The sequence below is a fragment of the Micromonospora sp. LOL_023 genome, assembly GCF_048060115.1.
Lineage (GTDB): Bacteria > Actinomycetota > Actinomycetes > Mycobacteriales > Micromonosporaceae > Micromonospora_E.
The window spans coordinates 63,267-79,430 of record NZ_JBHMIM010000008.1; the positions used below are offsets into that span (position 1 = coordinate 63,267).

The window sequence follows — 16,164 nt, forward strand, 5'->3', positions numbered from 1 at the left end:
CACGGATCCGAGAGCTCCTCCGGGCGCTGCGAACCGACGCAGCTGCCTGTTCACTGGTACGGGTCGGTCCCGTTGACGGTACGCGGCCTCCCCCACCCCGGGCCGGGTCAGCGACTGCTTGTAGATCGCGATCGCCGCCATCCGGCCATCACGTCCACCGCCGACGATCGTGGCGAGGATGCCGACCACCGGCGACTCGTCACTGTCGTGGCCGTAGCGGATGTCGGAGACCCGCACCCGCATCGAACGGTCGCCGAATACCCAGTCGGCCTTGCCCGGATCCCAACGGTCCAGGACGACCAGCGACCGCAGGAACGGCCGGCACAGCGCTGCGCTGCAACGTGCAGTTTCGGGGTACGCCGACGCTTTCGGCCCCGAGCCCAGCCGGCGAGCCAGGCGACTTTCGTACCCGGCGCGGCCAGGGCACCGCAGCCTGCTCGAACAACACCTTCATCGGCTCGGGCCCGAGTCGCTGCCGGGCACGGCTGGTCGCGGACTTGGTCGGGACCTGCCAGTCGTCCCAGGAACCGAGTTTTCGGGGAGCCGGAGCGTGAACAGCAGGCGTGTCGATGCATCGGCTCTGCCGCCGAGGTGTCGCATCCGGGTTCCTGGGTAGGTCCGAACGGGTCCGGTGATCAGCTCGACGACGCCCAAAGGGAATCCCGCCGTGCCAACCGCGTTCCGTCTCCGTACACAACCCAGACCCGCCCCGGCCGGCCGGGGCCAACTCCGCTGGTACGGACCCGGCCTGCTGTGGATGGTGTCCTCGGTGGGCTCCGGATCGGTCCTGTTCACGCCCCGCGTCGGTGCCCGGTACGGCTACGAACTGCTGTGGCTGGCGCTGATCGTGACCCTCCTGATGTGGATCATGATCCGGGAGGCCGGCCGGTTCAGCGTCGCCACCGGCCGCACCCTGCTCGACGGCTTCCGCGACGTACCGGGGCCAGCCAACTGGGCGATCTGGGTGATCTTCGTACCGCAGGTCGTCGCCGGAGTGGTCACCATCGCCGGCATCGCCGCCTTGGTCGGCAGCGCGCTGATGGTCGGACTCCCCGGCAGCCAGGCCATGTACGCGACCGTGGTGATCCTGGGCTCCGGCGCGCTGGTGCTGGCCGGCCGCTACCAGGGCGTTGAGCGGATCACGTCGGTGATGGCCCTGGTACTGGTCGGCGCCGCCATCACCGCGGCGGCCAGCACCGTCAGCGGCGACATCACGACCGGCCTGGTCCCTGGCGTACCGGACGACCTCGACCTGTACTTCGTCCTGCCCTGGGTCGGGTTCATCCTGGCCGGTGCGGTCGGCATCATGTGGTTCTCCTACTGGGTCGCCGCGCGCGGCTTCGGCGGCGCGGTCGACCAGTCCCCGTCCGCCAGCGACGAGGCCGCAGAGGAGAAGCTTGCCGACCGCGAGGAGCAGGTCGACCGGGTACGCGTCTGGACCCGGATGATGAGTCGCACCGCCGCGCTCGGCGTGGTCGGCGGCGGACTGGTGATCGTGTCGTTTCTGGTGCTCGGCGCCGAACTGCTCGCCCCGCAGGGGCGGGTACCCGACGGCGTCGACGTCGCCCGGGACCTGACCACCCTGCTCAGCGAGCTGTGGGGGACCTTCGGCGAGGTGCTGCTGCTGACCTGCGTGGTGGTCGCGCTGTGGGGCACGATCTTCGCCAACCAGGACGGCTGGGCGCGGACCTACGCCGACGCCACCCGGCTCATCACCGGCCGGGTGCGCCGCCACCCACGCCGGGTCTATCTGGCCTACGTCGCGGTGAGCATGACTCTCGCTCCGCTGGTGCTGTTCCTCCTGGTCCGCGACCCGGTGCAGATCCTCTCGGTCGGCGGGATCATCGCCGCCGCGCACACCCCGGTGGTGGTCGGCCTCACCCTGTACGTCAACCGTCGACTACCGACGGAGGTACGGCCATCGCTGGCCAGCCAGGTGGCCCTCGGCTGTGCCGGAGGATTCTTCGGTGTCTTCGCCATCGTCTACCTGCTGAGCCTGGTCGGCGTGCGGATCGGATAACGTCCAGCCGGCTGACGCATGATCGGATGCGCCACACCTGATCGATCTCCGGCGGGTCGGGTCGATGAAGCGCAGTGGATCAACCGCCTACCGGTGCCAGTGGACGAAACGCACCGGCTCCGCCAGCACCGCCCGCGCCGACGGCACGTCGGCCAGCCGGGCCGCCAGGGTTGCTTCGGCCAGCCGGCGCGGCAGCGCGACACTGAACTTCAACCCGTGCAGGGCCTTCTCGTCGATCTCTGGCAGACAGATGCGATCCGCGGCGTCGCTCGTCGCCGTCAGCCAGCCGGGCCGGTCGACACCGGCGCGCAACCGGATGCTGGTGTCGTCCGGCCGCTGCGTCGGGTCCGCCAAGTCCCCGATGGTCGCGGTCAAGGTGGCGTTGGCCCGGAATCCGGCCCAGGTCCACCAGCGAAGCTCATCGTGTCCGTCGATGGCGACGACGGTGCCACCCGGGTGCACCAGCCCGGCCGTACCCTCGCGAGCCTCGGCGAGCCGTGAGGTCGCCCGCCGGCTCAGCTGGACCGGCGGCTGCGCGCCGAGCAGCACGTCCCGCATCGCCCGCACCAGCCGGTACGACAGCCCCTGCGGGGTGCCACCGGCCAGCCACAGCGCCCGGCCGCCTCGCTCGGCCGGCTCGCTCGGCCGGCTCCACGAAGCAGCGACACCGACGCCAGTCGATGTGGGTCACCCGCCAGCTACTCCCCCCGAGCAGCAGCAGCCGTGGCCCGATCACCTTCTCGGTCAGCAGGTACGGATCGGTACGCCCGATCTCGGTACGCCCCAGCAGCACGGTGAACTGCGGCGGTGCGGTGAACACCGCCATCATGTCCATGAAATGCCGCCGGCCGAACCGCAGATCGGCCTGCGGTCCGATGTGCAGCATGCCGTCGTCGTCCAGGTAGCCCTCGTCGACGAGATGCCGCAGGATCACCTCCGCGCTGCCGTCGAAGGGTGCCAGCCCGTTCCACTCCTGCGCCCACTGCCGGTCCCCGATACGGTGACGCTGCAGGCAGAGCGCCATGATCTGCTGGGCGACGATGTGCCGGGGTTCCGGCGGCGGCACGATCGCCTCGACCCAGCCCTGACCCCACAGGTGCAGCAGCCCGGCGGCGTGCACCAGGCTCGGCGTGTCCAGCGCGAGGAACAGGCAGTTGCGGATGCCACCCGCCCGTCGTCCGGTACGGCCGATGCGCTGTAGGAACGCGGCGACGGTCCGGGGCGCGTTGATCTGGATCACCCGGTCGAGGTCGCCGACGTCGATGCCGAGTTCGAGGGTGCTGGTGGAGACGATGACGCAGTCGCGCCCTTCGGCGAAGGCATGCTCAGCGCGGCGCCGGTCGTCCAGGGCGAGTGAGGCATGCGACAGGTACGTCGTGACGCCGGGGCGTACCACCTCACCGCCCAGGTGCTGATCAAGCTCCACGAGGACGGCATGTCCTGGTCGATCATGGACCGGGCCGGCCGAGCCGTGCAGACCTGCGGTGATCCACTGCTGGAAGCCGAGCATGCCCGGATCACCGCGATCGTGCTACGCCGTACCCGGCACCGCGACCACGCACAGAAGGTCATACTCACCGGCGCCGCGACGCTCGACGCCGCGACCGGGCTGCGACAGCCCGCTGACGTCACCGCGTACGGGCGGCTCCTCGCCACCGCCGCCTACACGGCCGCCCTGGCCGACCAGCGGGACACCGCGCTGGCCATGCTCACCGAGGCGGACGAGGCCGCCCGGCGGGCCGGCCTGGGGTCGACCTTCGGCAGCGTCGACGTCGCCTTGTACCGGATCGGGATCGCCCGCGCGCTGGGTGACTTCGGCACCGCAGTCGAGCATGCCCGCGTCGTCGCGCCTGAGCAGTTGAGCAGTGTGGAACGCCGGGCCCGCTACTGGCAGGACACCGCGTTGGCGTTGCATGGCCGGGGAGCGCAGGCCGCCGCGTACCGGGCGTTGCTCGCCGCCGAACAGACCGCACCGCAGGAAGTCCGCTACCGCCCGTGGGCCCAGAAGTTGACCGCCGACCTGCTGTCCAACGACTGCCGGCAGTCCCTTGCGGACCTGCGCGCCTTCGCCGCCCGCATCGGCATCGTCGACTGACTGACCCGATGCCGCGAGTTGGCCGGTCCGCCGATTGCACGCAGGCGACGCGACGGCACGATAGACGGATGCGTGTTGGTGACCCGGATTTCGACCGAGCTGTCGACCTCAGCATCGAGATACTTCGGGATCTTGCCCGGCAGGCGAGGCGCTTCGAGGATGCGCTGATCACCTACCGTCAACTCAGCGAGCGGCTCGCCGCTGACGGTCTTGTGGTGCCCTACCACCAGGGGCCTCTGCCACACATCCTTGAGCACGCGTCGCGCCGCGAGCACGCCGAGGGCCGTGGGCTGATCTCCGCGCTGGTCGTGCAGCAGGGCTTCGACGGCCGGCCGTCAATGCCGTCCGGCGGCTTCTTCAACATGGCGCGGCGCGCGCCCTTCAAACGCTCCGGCAGCAATGAGGCGATCTGGATGTCCGAGGTCCAGAGCGTGATCGACGAGTGCGCCGGCGGCAGCTGAGGCAGCCAGCCCGACGCATGATCCGATACGCCCTAGCAAACTGTTCTCCGGCGTTTCGCGTCGATGAAGCGCCTTGGATCAACAAGCGTGAGGCGGTGGATCACCGTCGACGAGCAGGGTCACGCCGTTCTCCTGGCAGATGTCTCGCCACACCCCGTCCACCGGTGCCGAGGTCAGCAGGATAGGCGTGACCACCAGGCCGAGCAGGGCCAGCCGGTGGCGGTAGTCGAGCACCTGGCCGAGACCGAGTCGCAGTTGATCCTCCGGGCTGGCGCCAACGAGGCTCTTGGCCTCCGCGATGTACTGCCGACCGTCAGCGTCGCGCCAGGCCAGGTCCACCGGCACCCCCGCCAGCCCGGTGCCCACCGGGGTGCCGCTGGCGGCCAGGATGTCGATCAGCCAGCGGCTGAGCAAGTCGTGCTCGTCGCACCCGGCCACGTACGCCGCCTTGTCGAAGGCCCGGGTGTCGGTCAGCGCCGCCGGGTCCACGGCCGGAGACCGGTACGGCCGGTCGAACCCCGCCCCCGCCCCCGGCACCAGCTGCGGCGTCAGGGAGTCGAAGTGCACCTGCGCGGCGGACCAGGCACGCGCCAGCCGCTCTGGCCGGTGATGCCGCTGGAAGGAGAAGCCGCCAGCGGCGAGACACCGGACGTTGACGAGCCGCGCCGCGGCGAGCACCGGCGGCTGCCGCAACGCCCACAACGCGTCGTCGACGCTGTCACAGACGCACCCGACCTTCTGGCCACGGAGAGTGGCATACGAGTCGTCCTCTCGGACGAACACCCGATTCTCCCAGGACTCCTGGTCGATGACTCCCAGCTCGACAGCAGATTCGACCGCGCTACTCGCCAAGTGGAAGAAGACGTTGTCGCCGTCCTCATCCAGCCGCAGCATCTCCAGCATTCCGAGGGTTACCCGCAGCAGCGACCGCCCCCGTACCCGCCGTTGGTTCAGGAACCACAGCCTGCCGTCGGTCTCGATTGGCTTCGGCACGGTCATCCGGATGTACCAGCCGGCGAGTGCCCATGAGGCACGAGCCGGCCCGTCAAGATCGGCACCGAGTGGATCCACGCTCGGTGCCGCCAACTCCCCAGCCGCTGACAGCGCCGGGTCGGCGAAGACCCAGTGCGCCATCTCCTCGGGACTGGTGTAGCTCCACAGTCCGGCTTTGGCATGCCGGGCCAGGTCCTTCTCCACGTTGGCGACATCCTCAGCTGTCCACCATGACCCAGCGGCCACGAACACCACCCCACAATCGACTCCGATTGTCACCAAGCAAGCACACTAGGTGACTTCAGGGGTGCGATTGGTCGACACGCACGGCAACACGCCTGTTCAGAGCAGCGCGACTCCGATGAGGGTCAGGTCGTCGAGACCGTCCAACGGTTCACCGACCAGTGGCTCGACCCCGGCGCCGACGATGTCGCCGTTCTCGCCGTCGCGGCGCAGCCAGAGGCGGCCGACCGACGCCGCGCCGGCCCGCCGGGCGAACACGATCCGCCCCTCGTAGAGGTCCAGCTGGCCGGGTGCCACCGGTTCGAACACCTCACCGGGTACGTCGTCGATCAGGAACCTGCGGTCGGCGTCGACCGCGGCCGAATGCTCGGCGAGGGTGACCCGCAGCGCCCCGACCGGGGTCTGGTCGGCGCGGCCGAGCAGCCGACCCAGCACGTCGGCGGCGACACCGCGACGCAGGTGCTCGTGGTAGCGGTCGTTGCGGAACACCCGCAGGCACCGGTAGCAGCTGGTTTCCACCCCGCACTCGCAGTCCCGGACCCGCCGCAGCGCCGCGTCGAGCACGTCACGTACCCGCAGGGCGATGCGCTGGACGTGCCCGGCACCGCCCGGCACTGTGTCGTACAGCATGATCACGCTGCGGTTGGCTTCGGTCCGGTAGACCGTGGCGTCGATGTCGTCGCGGGAGATCTCCAAGGCCAGCACCGCCCCTTCGACGACCGCGTACGCCAGCGACCGCCAACCGTTGTCGTCGATACCGCCCAGCGCGGCGCCCTCGACACCCAGGTCGAGCACGTCGGTCTGGTACTTGTGGGCCAGCGACAGCAGTTCCAACCGCCCCCGGCAGTCCCGGCCGGTGAGCGGGCTGGAATGCGAGCTCTGCCGCTGCTTCTTGCTCGTGTTGGACTGGCCGAACCCGCACCTGGCGCAGATGAGGTAGCCGGCGCCGCCGGCCCCGTCGCTGATGGCGATCAGTTCGCCGCGTGAGCCGGCCCGTACTGTCAGGGAACCGCCGGGCAGGTCGACCTTGTCCTCGAAGATCTCGGCGCCGGTGGACACGACGTGGGTGGCACCGTGCCAGGTACGCCGGGGCGCGGTGCTCGGCCGCCGACCCCCGGACCGGTCGGCGACGAACCCGAACACCGGCACCGTGTACTGCCGGGGGACGCCAGTGGCCGGTGCCCCGCAGGCCGGGCACTGCGCGTCGAGCTGCTCGATCGAGTCGCGGTAGTGGCCGCAGCCGGCGCAGACGGCGTAGTGGCGCCGTTCCAGGTCCCGGCCGGGCAGCCGGTACACCCCGGCCGACTGCCAGGTCTGTCCACCGGCGACCACCTCGGCGCCGGGGGCGTATTCGTAGATCGCCGACGAAAGGTCCCGGGACAGCTCCAGTTGGCGGGACATCTGGTCGTCGGCGAAGGTGAGCCGCAGTTCGACGGTGTCGACAGGGAAGCCGTACTTGGGCAGGACGTTGCGGTTGGCGAGCAGGCCGAGCAGTTCCCGGCCGGTGATGGTCTTCATGACCCGGCCGAACCGGGCCGCGCTGTCGTCCTTGCGGGCGGCGAACGCCTCGGCCCGTTTCTGCTCGTAGATGTCGACGTCGTTCTTCAGCTCGGCGCGGACCGATTCCAGCAGGCCGACCAGGTGGGTCACCCAGTCGCCGGAGTCGACGCCGATCTCGTCGCGGATATCGGCCGGCAGCACCCGGTGCAGCGATTCGACGATCTCCGCCGGCACCGGGTCGAGGAAGCCAGCGACCAGCGTCACCGGCGCGACGCCGTCGTCGCCGGCGAGCAGGAACTCCCCCGCTTTCCGCCAGATGGTGCCGTAGGTGCGGAAGTGGTGCCGGAAGAACGCGGCCAGGGCCACCGAGTGGGCGTGCCGGCGGTCGATCCGTACGTTGGTCAGCGGCACGTACGGCGCCCGGACCTCGCCGGCGATCATCCGGTCCGGTTCGGCGAACCGGGACAGGTCATGTGACCGCCGCTGCGCGTAGGTCAGGACCAGGGCCGCCGAGTCGGTGCGCCGACCGGCCCGCCCGGCCCGCTGCACGTAGTTGGCGGTGGTGGGCGGCATGTTGCGCAACATGACGGCTTGCAGCTCACCGACGTCGACGCCGAGCTCGAACGTGGTCGAGCAGGACAACGCGTTGACCTCGCCCCGGACGAACTGCTGCTGGATCAGCGCGGCCTGTTCGCTGGTCCACTGGGCGGTGTGTTCGAGCACCCGCATCGGCACTGGGTTCATCTCCCGGTACACCGACCGGTAGTGGTCGTGGTCGACGTCGGCCGGCGGCGGCACCCAGCGGGCCAGTTCGCCGACGCACTTCATGGTGGGGCAGACCCCTTGGACGGCGTACGGGGTGATCCGCCGGCAGGTGCCGCACTGCCAGACCGGGTGGTCGTCGCCTGGGACCGTGCAGGTGACGAGTTCGGGGTCGAGCTGGTAGACCTGCCCGATGCCGGGTTCGAGGCTGTCGCGCAGCAGTTCCCTCATCGGCCCGGCGGTCAGCAGCCGCCAGATGCCGTCGAGAAGCTGGTGGGGGTCGGCGGTGACACCGAGGCGGGCGAGGACCCGCCGCAGGTAGTCGACCCGCCGGTTGGTGCCGCTGGTCGGCAGCCAGCTCAGCACCTTGCGACGGGCGTCGGAGCCGGTGCCGCGCAGGTAGATCGGCCCGACGCGGGGTGCGAACGCCTCGTCGCGCGGGTCGACCCCGTCGGGGGCGGCGACGGCTCCCTGCAGCCGTACGGAGCGCAGCAGCTCGTCGAGCAGCGCCCACACTTCCGTCTTGGTGAGACCGAGGCTGATCAGCGGTTGAGGTGCCTGCCAGGCGGGGTCGCGGGACATGCCCCAGGCGAGCAGGCCGCGCCCTTCGAGTGAGTTGCGTTCGTCGACGCCGACGATCTCGGTCTGCGCCCAGAGGGCGACCTGCCGGCGGCGCGCCTGGGCGGAGTCGCGGCGTTGGAAAATGCCGTAGCGGTCGGCGGCGCGGGCCGTGTCGTGCACGACGTCGTCGAGCCGGATCTCGGCGTCGCCCCGGCCGGCGGCGGCGAGTGCACCTTCGCGCAGCAGGCGGCGGCGCTGCACCCGCTGGTAGGAGTCTTCCAGGTACGGGGCGAAGTAGGCCGCCGACTGGCGGCTGTCGCTGAACAGCAGCACTTTGCGGCCGCCGCCGGGCCGGGCCTGCTGCGTCGGGTCAGTGGCCTGCGGCAGTCGCTGGTACAGGGCGGTGGCGAGCACTGAGGCGGAGGCCTCGTTGCCGCTGGCGAACAACCGGATGAGCCCGTCGCCGCGTCCGCCGCAGCCAACGCAGGCGGTGAGCGCTTCGGCGTTCTGCCGCACGAACCGCACCGCCCGCATCAGGCTATCAGGGCACTGTGGACAGCTGCCGGCCGGTCCGACCTGGAACACTCCGCAGCGGGCGCAGAGCGCACCGGTTTCGCTGCTTCTGGCGACGCTGTTGGCCTGCAGGGTTTCCTCGTCCTCGTCGGTGGTTACGTCGTCGACGAGGGCCAGCCAGGTCTGTTGTTCGTCGCGGGAGCGGCGGGACCGGAAGACGGCGGTGGTGCCGACCCGTTCGACGGTGCCGGCGAGGTGTTCGGTGCCGCACCGGCGGCAGGTGCCGATCTCGAAGGCGGCGTCGCCGCAGTGGGTGCAGCGTTCGCGCCGGGTCAGGCTCACGTGCGGGCCGTTCGTGCCGAGGCAGGCGAAGGCACCTTCGGTGGCGCGGGCGAACAGGTGGTAGCGGGCGGACAGCACCGGGGTGCCGGTGCTGTCGTGTACGGCGTTGGCGAGTGCAACGAGGTCGGTGACGGCTGCCTGGCCGGAGTCGTCGGGGAACAGCGCCTTGGCGACCTCACGCAGCGGCATCGGCCCGTGGGAGAGGAGCCGCTTGAGGCGCCGTACCCGCTGCTCCTGCTCCAGCACCGCGGCGGCCGCATCATCGGCCGACCCGGCCGCCACCGCCGGAACGCCGTCGCGGCGGGCGTGCTCCAGCAGGGCCGCGGCCGGCGACGGGGCGTCGCGTAGTTGCCGGTACGCGGCGGCGGGCAGCGGACCCCATTCCGGCCCGGCCGGCACCTCCACCCGTTCGGCGGTGATGACGTCCTGCGACGCGGCGTCGGCCGGGTCGTGCTGGAACGGCACCGGGAACAGGGAGCTGGCGAAGTCGGCGACCGCCGCCAGGTCGCCGCCGACGGTGGCGCTGGTGGCGATGCACTGCAGCAACCGGCCTCGGCCGACCCGGTCGACGAGCCGACGCAGCAGCATCGCCAGCTCGGCACCGCGCGCCCCGTCGTAGACGTGGGCTTCGTCGACGACGATGAACTGCCAGTTGCCGGCGTGGTCGCCTTCGAACAGGTCCATATCCAGTGGCCGCAGCAGCAGGTATTCCAGCATGGCGTAGTTGGTCAGCAGCAGATGCGGCGGCGTGGCCTGCATCTGTTCGCGGCTGAGCAGTTCGTTGGGCAGCCGCTGCTCACCGGGGTGCTGGTGGGCGAAGACCTCGGCGGCTTCGCGCAGACTGTGCCTGGTCTCGCCGGTGTAACGGCCGAAGGTGATGTCGGGGGCTCCGGCGAGCAGGGTGCGCAGCCGCTTCATCTGGTCGTTGGCGAGGGCGTTCATCGGGTAGAGCAGCAACGCCCGGACACCGGGGCCGAGGGTGCCGGCGGCCCGCTGCGTCATCAGCCGGTCCAGGATCGGCAGCAGGAAACTCTCGGTCTTGCCCGACCCGGTGCCGGTGGCGACGACGACGTTGCGGCCGGCCCGTACCTTACCGATCGCCCGTTCCTGGTGCACATACAGCGGCCGGTCCAGGGCCAGGCCGGCACCGAGCGCGGCGATCCCCGGGTGCAGCGCCCCGGCGTCGATGAGCCGACGCGGGGTGCTCCCGGTGCGGTACGGCGGGGTGGCTTCCAGCAGCGGCCCTTTGGTGATCTCCTGGCTGATCGCGTCGGCGATCGCGGTGTCCAGTGCGGCGGCGAGCCGGGGATCTCTCGGCTCGACCAGGCTGCGCAGGTACCGCTGATAGATGGCGACGATGTCGTCGCTGGTGGCCAGGGGATCCAGGATCATTCGGCGTCTCCGGTGAGGGTGAGTTCGGCGAGGAAGATGTCGATGGTGGTCAGGTCGGGGGCGTGCCGGGCGAGGGTCGCGTGGTGCGGGGTGGTCCGGGTCAGCAGGGCCGCCGGCAGCCGGTCGCGGGCGATCAGTCGGGCGGTGAAGGCGAACGCCAGCGACAGCGCCGGCAGGTCCGGCCAGCCGGGGCCGCACTGCCGGGCTCCGACCGCCGCGTCGACGGCCGGGCCGCCGACGGCGGCCAGTGCGGGCCGCAGGGTGCGCAGCAGGTCGGCGCCGGCGGCGGCGACCCGGGCCATGCCGGGCCGGTCCCGTACGTCGAACAGCCGGCGGGCGGCGGCGACCCGTTCGTCGGCGTCGAGGAGTCCACCGGGGACGATCCGCATCGCCTGCCAGAGCTCGTCGAGCTGCTCGGCCGGCAGCCGGGCCAACTGCTGGGCGGCCGGGTCGAACCGGCCGACCGCCCGGTGCGGGTCGGGCTGACCGGCCAGGAGCGCATCGAGGGAGTCGCCGCAGGCCGTCGCTGCCCGTTCGTGCAGGTCGTCGCCGGCTGCGGTGACCCCGATCCGGTACGCGGTGGCCAGCAGCGCCGCCAGCGGGCTGGTCTGCCACAGCCGCGCCTCGTCGGCGGTGCCGAGGTAGGCCAGCGGTGGCAGCGCCACCAGCCCGGAGTGCACCAGCGGGGCCACCAGTTCGGACGCGGGTGACCGGGTACGGGTCAACGCGGTCAGCGCGGCGACCGGGTATCGGCGCAACACGGCGACGGCCTCACGCACGGCTACGGTGACGCCGTGGCGGCGCAGGCCCTCGGCACGCCGGTACAGCGGGATGATCAGCGGCGCGACGTCGGGGCGGTCCGGCACGTCGGCCAACCCGGCCAGGTGGCGCGACAGCGCCGTGTCCGGGGTGTCCGGCAGCGGCGGATCCCAGTCGCCGTTGACGGTGAAGACATTGTCCAGGCCGGGCCAGACCGGCCAGGGTTCGGGCAGCCACGGGTCGTCGACGCGCAGCAGCACCGCCAGCGGCCCGGCCCGGGTCAGGTCGGCGGGCAGCGGCTCGCTGGCCAGGTCGGCTCCGATCGCGGTGACGTGCGGTGGCCGCCACGGGGCCAGCACCTGGTAGACGCCGGCGGCCAGCCCGTTGACCGGGCTGGCGTCACCGAGGACCAGCTGGTCGTCTTTGAGGTGGACGGTGCCGGCGAGTTGTCGGGGCAGGCACCGGGCGACGGGGAACTGTTGGCCGCCCAGGCGGACCGCGAGCTGGGCGGAGCCGCAGACCCGGACGGTGTCGGCGATCGCGGCGAGCGGGAACCGGGCCAGCGGCTGGCCGTAGGTGGCCCGGGAGGCGAGCGTCTGCCGGTGCTGGCCGGCGCTGGACACGACGAGGTCGGCGTCGACCGCCGCCGGCAACCGGACCAGCAGTTCGCCGTCGCCGACGGTTTCGGTGTCCAGGCGCAGCGGCTGCAGCGACCACGGCGTGGTGCGGCCGGCACTGACCCACTGGGCGGACATGTGCGCCGGGGTCACCCGTACCGTCGTGGTGTGTCCGACGGCGGTGAGCTGCACGTCGGCGCTGGTCTGGGTCGGGTCGAGCCGGGTCAGCTGCGGGTCGACCCGCAGCGCCGGGCTGGCCGCGCCGATCCGTACGGACGCCGGTGCCAGCCCGTCGGGCTGCAGCTCGCGCCACACCGGGTGGACGGCGACGGCCAGCCCTTCGGCGAGGTCGAGGGTGCGCGACAGGCCCCGGCCGAGCGGGCCCCGGACGGTGATCTCGTAGGCACCGACGAGTGGCCGGGGCAGCTGCCGCCACGGGTCGGTGACGGTGTCGTCGGTGATCCGCACACTGGTGACGGCGAGCAGTTCGGCGGTGCCGGGCCGGCGAACGCGGATCGACCATTCGGTGGCCACGCCCGCCTCGGTTGGCAGGAACAGCGCCGGGGCGGTGCCGTACACGAGGGTGCTGGCGACACTGACCACGTCGGACAGCGGCGGGGTGAGGCGCAGCTGGGCCCGCCGGGCGCTGCCGACCCGCCGGGCCGGTCCGTCGGCGAGCCGCAGTTCGGCGACCTGTCCGAGGTCGACCCGACGCAGGGTCCAGCCGAGCCAGCCGTACGGCACCGGCAGGTCCTGGTCGTCGTCGGCCGCCGGGCCGACGGGGCCGGCGTTGGGCGCGGCGGCGGCCCGGTCAATGTGCAGGGTGACGGGCTGGCCGGTGCCGTCGCGGGCCGCGTGCAGGATCCAGACCGGCTCCGGCGGCAGGCTGGAGGTCAGTGGCACCCGTCGACCTTCGTCGGTGAAGATCAGCATCGGTTCGCCGGGGTCGATCAGGTCGAGTTCGAACTCCCGCTCGATCGCGGCGAGCTCGACGGTGACCTGCCGCACCGGTCGGGAGATCGACGCGACGGCCGGTGGCGCGGTGTCGACGTCACCGGCGAGCCGGGAGCGGCTGACGATCGTCTGAACGTCCCCGCCGACCCGGACCCGCCACTCGACCCGGCCGCCGGGTGCGTCGGGCACCGCCGGCAGCCGCACCAGCAGGCCCCGGCCGTACGGCTCCAGCTCCACGTACGGTCGAGGTGCCGCCGCGCTGCCACTGCCCCCGACGGCGGTGGCGGTGCGGGTCGCGGTGCCGGCCCAGTCGAGCTGCCCGCCGTCGACGTAGCCGCGGGCCTGGTCGATCAGGTGCGGCGGCAGGCCGAGCCCGTCGGCATTGGACGCCGCAGCGCGGAACCGGTCCAGCAGGTCGAAGCAGCGGTCGACGAGGTCTTCGGCGTATTCGCCGCCGTGGCGCAACAGCCGCCGTACCGGCATGTCGAGGGTGTTGAGTCGTGATTCCCGGCCCGGGGTCAGCGCCCAGGCGAAGAAGTCCGTGACGGTGGTGCCGGGTTCCCGGGACTGCCGTTGCAGCAGCAGGTTCAGCAGATCGCCCAGACAGTAGGCGGGAATCCCGGCGTGCATGAGGATTTCACCGACGTTGATCTGTGGCAGGCCGGGGAATCGGGCCAGGTCGAACCGGTCCAGGTTGACCCGGAACGCCGCGCCCCAGGCGGTCTGGTCGACCTGGCCGTGGGTCTCCTCACGCACGGCACGCCAGTAGTTGCCCTGCTCGTAGCGGGCCGCACCGATGCCACTGAGGCCGACCAACAGGCAGGCCGGGTAGCGGTAGTACAGGTATTGACGCTGCTCGTACTCGCTGCCGGCGCCGTACAGGTTTCCCAGCCTATTGACCGCTCGGCGGGCTTCCAGCTCGGGCACCGCGATCTCGGCGACCAGCGACACCGCGCGCAGCGCGGGCCCCCACTCACGCTCCCGATCATGGAGATAGTCGGATGCCCGCACGACGGTCCCCCTGACGAATAGACGATCTGGGCCGTATCGCGACTATGCAGATGTATCAGCAGCAACTCAAGGAAACAGGTCCATCCGGTACCTGACCGTGTCCGTTCGGTCAGCGCCGCCGCGCTGACAATCCCATCACATCCGGCGACGTGGCCGGCGCGGCCGGCACCGATTACGGAGTCAGCGCAGCACCGGCCGCTGCCGGCTTTCATCACTGGTACGGATCGGTCCCGTTGATGGCACGCGGTGCTTCCCGCACGCCAGGCTGGGTCAGCGACCGCTAGTAGACGGCGATCGCCACCATCCGGCCGTCGCGTCCACCGCCGACGATCGTGGCAAGGATGCCGATCACCGGCGACTCGTCACTGTCGTGGCCGTAGCGGATGTCGGACACCCGGACCCGCATCGAGCAGTCGTCGTACACCCAGTCGGCTTTGCCCAGGTGCAGCGTCTCGCCGACCCGCAGCGGCTCGTCAGACATGTCGTCGTCCTCTCCGTGCGGGTAGCCGTCCAGCATCAGCCCGGACAGCTGCAACACCGCCCGGACCCGACGCGCCTTCACCGGATCCCACCGGTCGAGGATGACCAGTGCCCGCAGGAACGGCCGGCACGGTGCGGCGACGTCACACTCGCGGCAGTCGCCAATCCGCGACGGCAGATGCGTGGCGATGTCGAGCCGCGCCTGCTGGACGGCGTGCGCCAACACCGTGTCGGCCGGGTCGGCAGCGTCCGACTCCCCCGGGGTCCGTTGCGGCAGCGGCGGCCGGTTCGGCGTCGGATCGACCCGCGGCGGCGTCCCGATCGACGTGTAGCGGGTCAGCCGGGGAGTCCCGCCGATCCCGTCGTTCCTGTGCACCACCAAGATCCTCCTTGGATAGACGAATCGCCGAGACATCCACCCTGGGCTCTGGTCCACTGGTGACGGAATATGACTGGTGACCCCGTGCACGGCGGGAGGTCAGTGTGCCAACGCATTGGCCACCACGAGGGAAACTGAGGGATGTGAAAGCTTGTGAGCGGCAGCGAGTATCTGATATCGGAGCTACGGCGAGTGCGCGAGACGATGGAGCTCACCCAGGATTCATGGGGCGAGCGCATCCACTTCTCCGCGAAGCACGTCGGCTCGATCGAACGCGGCGAACGCCCTGCCCTGCCCAACTACCTGGGCATGGTCGACAAGGTGTTCGGCACCACGTTCATGAAGTTCTACCGCGAGTTCGTCATCGGTGAACACGCACCCGTCTGGTTCAAGCCGTTCATCGAGCACGAGCAGCGGGCCAGCCTACTCCGAGCCTTTCAACCGTTGGTCGTGCCCGGACTGTTGCAAACCGAGGCATACGCGCGAGCGGTACTCACGACATACGGCATTCATGGCGAGAAGTTGGAAACAGCGATCTCGACTCGAATCGAACGACAAGAGATCTTGAGCCGCGAGTCGAACCCCTGCCATCTGGTCGCGGTGATCGACGAGGCGTTGCTGCACCGTGGCGTCGGCGGACCGGAGGTCATGCACCACCAACTCACCGCGCTCGCTGAGGCAGCCGAACGCCCCAACATCCAGATTCACCTGATCCCGCTGTCAACCGGTGCCTACCCCGGCGGCGACGGCGGATTCGTCCTCGCCACCGTGGAAGGCCGGACGGTCGGCTACGTGGAAGGCCACCGACGCGGCAAGGTGGTCGAAGCGCCAGACGACACCGCAGAACTTGAATGGACATGACCGGCGCCCGCTGGCACAAGAGCAGGCACAGCGACACTCAGGACTGCGTCGAGGTGGCGGAGAACCTTCCGGGTCGGGTGTACGTCCGGGACACCAAGGACCGTGACGGCGGCACCCTGACCTTCGCTCCCGCCGCCTGGCAATCCTTCATTGAGGTGACCGCCAAACACTGAGCCACCGGCCAGCATGCAGTTGACCGGCCGCTGACCCACCGCAGCCCC

12 protein-coding genes are annotated in these 16,164 nt (G+C 70.9%); 5 read left to right on the top strand and 7 right to left on the bottom strand.

What is annotated here, in order from left to right:
- Positions 1 to 199 precede the first annotated feature (199 nt).
- Positions 200 to 727 (bottom strand): transposase domain-containing protein, encoded by a 528-nt coding sequence (locus ACFHVL_RS06485; protein ID WP_416626162.1) that lies wholly within the window; start codon positions 725 to 727, stop codon positions 200 to 202.
- On the opposite strand from ACFHVL_RS06485, the gene ACFHVL_RS06490 reads away from it, so the two are divergent.
- The gene (locus tag ACFHVL_RS06490) at positions 668 to 2,020 is read left to right on the top strand and encodes an Nramp family divalent metal transporter (protein ID WP_416626164.1); all 1,353 of its coding nucleotides are present in this window, start codon (positions 668 to 670) and stop codon (positions 2,018 to 2,020) included. The two genes, ACFHVL_RS06485 and ACFHVL_RS06490, sit on opposite strands and share 60 nt — an antisense overlap.
- An 87-nt stretch (positions 2,021 to 2,107) precedes the next feature.
- On the opposite strand, the gene ACFHVL_RS06495 is transcribed toward ACFHVL_RS06490, so the two are convergent.
- Both ACFHVL_RS06495 and ACFHVL_RS06500 read right to left on the bottom strand, forming a co-directional pair.
- Complete coding sequence (locus ACFHVL_RS06495) at positions 2,108 to 2,482, bottom strand: hypothetical protein (RefSeq protein ID WP_416626166.1); 375 nt, start codon at positions 2,480 to 2,482, stop codon at positions 2,108 to 2,110.
- Entirely contained in the window at positions 2,439 to 3,446 is a 1,008-nt protein-coding gene (locus ACFHVL_RS06500; RefSeq protein ID WP_416626168.1) for a helicase-related protein, read from the bottom strand. Before ACFHVL_RS06500 ends, ACFHVL_RS06495 begins: the two co-directional genes overlap by 44 nt.
- On the opposite strand from ACFHVL_RS06500, the gene ACFHVL_RS06505 reads away from it, so the two are divergent.
- Positions 3,429 to 4,115 (top strand): hypothetical protein, encoded by a 687-nt coding sequence (locus ACFHVL_RS06505; RefSeq protein ID WP_416626170.1) that lies wholly within the window; start codon positions 3,429 to 3,431, stop codon positions 4,113 to 4,115. The genes ACFHVL_RS06500 and ACFHVL_RS06505 overlap by 18 nt on opposite strands.
- A 68-nt stretch (positions 4,116 to 4,183) precedes the next feature.
- Complete coding sequence (locus ACFHVL_RS06510) at positions 4,184 to 4,576, top strand: hypothetical protein (RefSeq protein WP_416626171.1); 393 nt, start codon at positions 4,184 to 4,186, stop codon at positions 4,574 to 4,576.
- A gap of 78 nt (positions 4,577 to 4,654) precedes the next feature.
- Here ACFHVL_RS06510 and ACFHVL_RS06515 read toward each other — a convergent pair whose 3' ends face one another.
- The 4 genes from ACFHVL_RS06515 to ACFHVL_RS06530 all read right to left on the bottom strand — a co-directional run bounded on the left by ACFHVL_RS06515 (position 4,655) and on the right by ACFHVL_RS06530 (position 15,082).
- On the bottom strand, positions 4,655 to 5,815 hold the full coding sequence (locus tag ACFHVL_RS06515) for a hypothetical protein (RefSeq protein WP_416626172.1): 1,161 nt from the start codon (positions 5,813 to 5,815) through the stop codon (positions 4,655 to 4,657).
- A 96-nt stretch (positions 5,816 to 5,911) separates the two neighbouring features.
- Positions 5,912 to 10,882, bottom strand: coding sequence for a DEAD/DEAH box helicase (locus ACFHVL_RS06520; protein ID WP_416626174.1), 4,971 nt, complete (start codon positions 10,880 to 10,882; stop codon positions 5,912 to 5,914).
- Complete coding sequence (locus tag ACFHVL_RS06525; protein WP_416626175.1) at positions 10,879 to 14,223, bottom strand: hypothetical protein; 3,345 nt, start codon at positions 14,221 to 14,223, stop codon at positions 10,879 to 10,881. Before ACFHVL_RS06525 ends, ACFHVL_RS06520 begins: the two co-directional genes overlap by 4 nt.
- A gap of 280 nt (positions 14,224 to 14,503) precedes the next feature.
- Positions 14,504 to 15,082 (bottom strand): hypothetical protein, encoded by a 579-nt coding sequence (locus ACFHVL_RS06530; protein ID WP_416626177.1) that lies wholly within the window; start codon positions 15,080 to 15,082, stop codon positions 14,504 to 14,506.
- A gap of 192 nt (positions 15,083 to 15,274) precedes the next feature.
- Between ACFHVL_RS06530 and ACFHVL_RS06535 the strand changes: the two genes are divergently transcribed.
- Both ACFHVL_RS06535 and ACFHVL_RS06540 read left to right on the top strand, forming a co-directional pair.
- Complete coding sequence (locus ACFHVL_RS06535; RefSeq protein ID WP_416626178.1) at positions 15,275 to 15,943, top strand: DUF5753 domain-containing protein; 669 nt, start codon at positions 15,275 to 15,277, stop codon at positions 15,941 to 15,943.
- Positions 15,940 to 16,116 (top strand): DUF397 domain-containing protein, encoded by a 177-nt coding sequence (locus ACFHVL_RS06540; protein ID WP_416626251.1) that lies wholly within the window; start codon positions 15,940 to 15,942, stop codon positions 16,114 to 16,116. Before ACFHVL_RS06535 ends, ACFHVL_RS06540 begins: the two co-directional genes overlap by 4 nt.
- Positions 16,117 to 16,164: the final 48 nt, after the last annotated feature.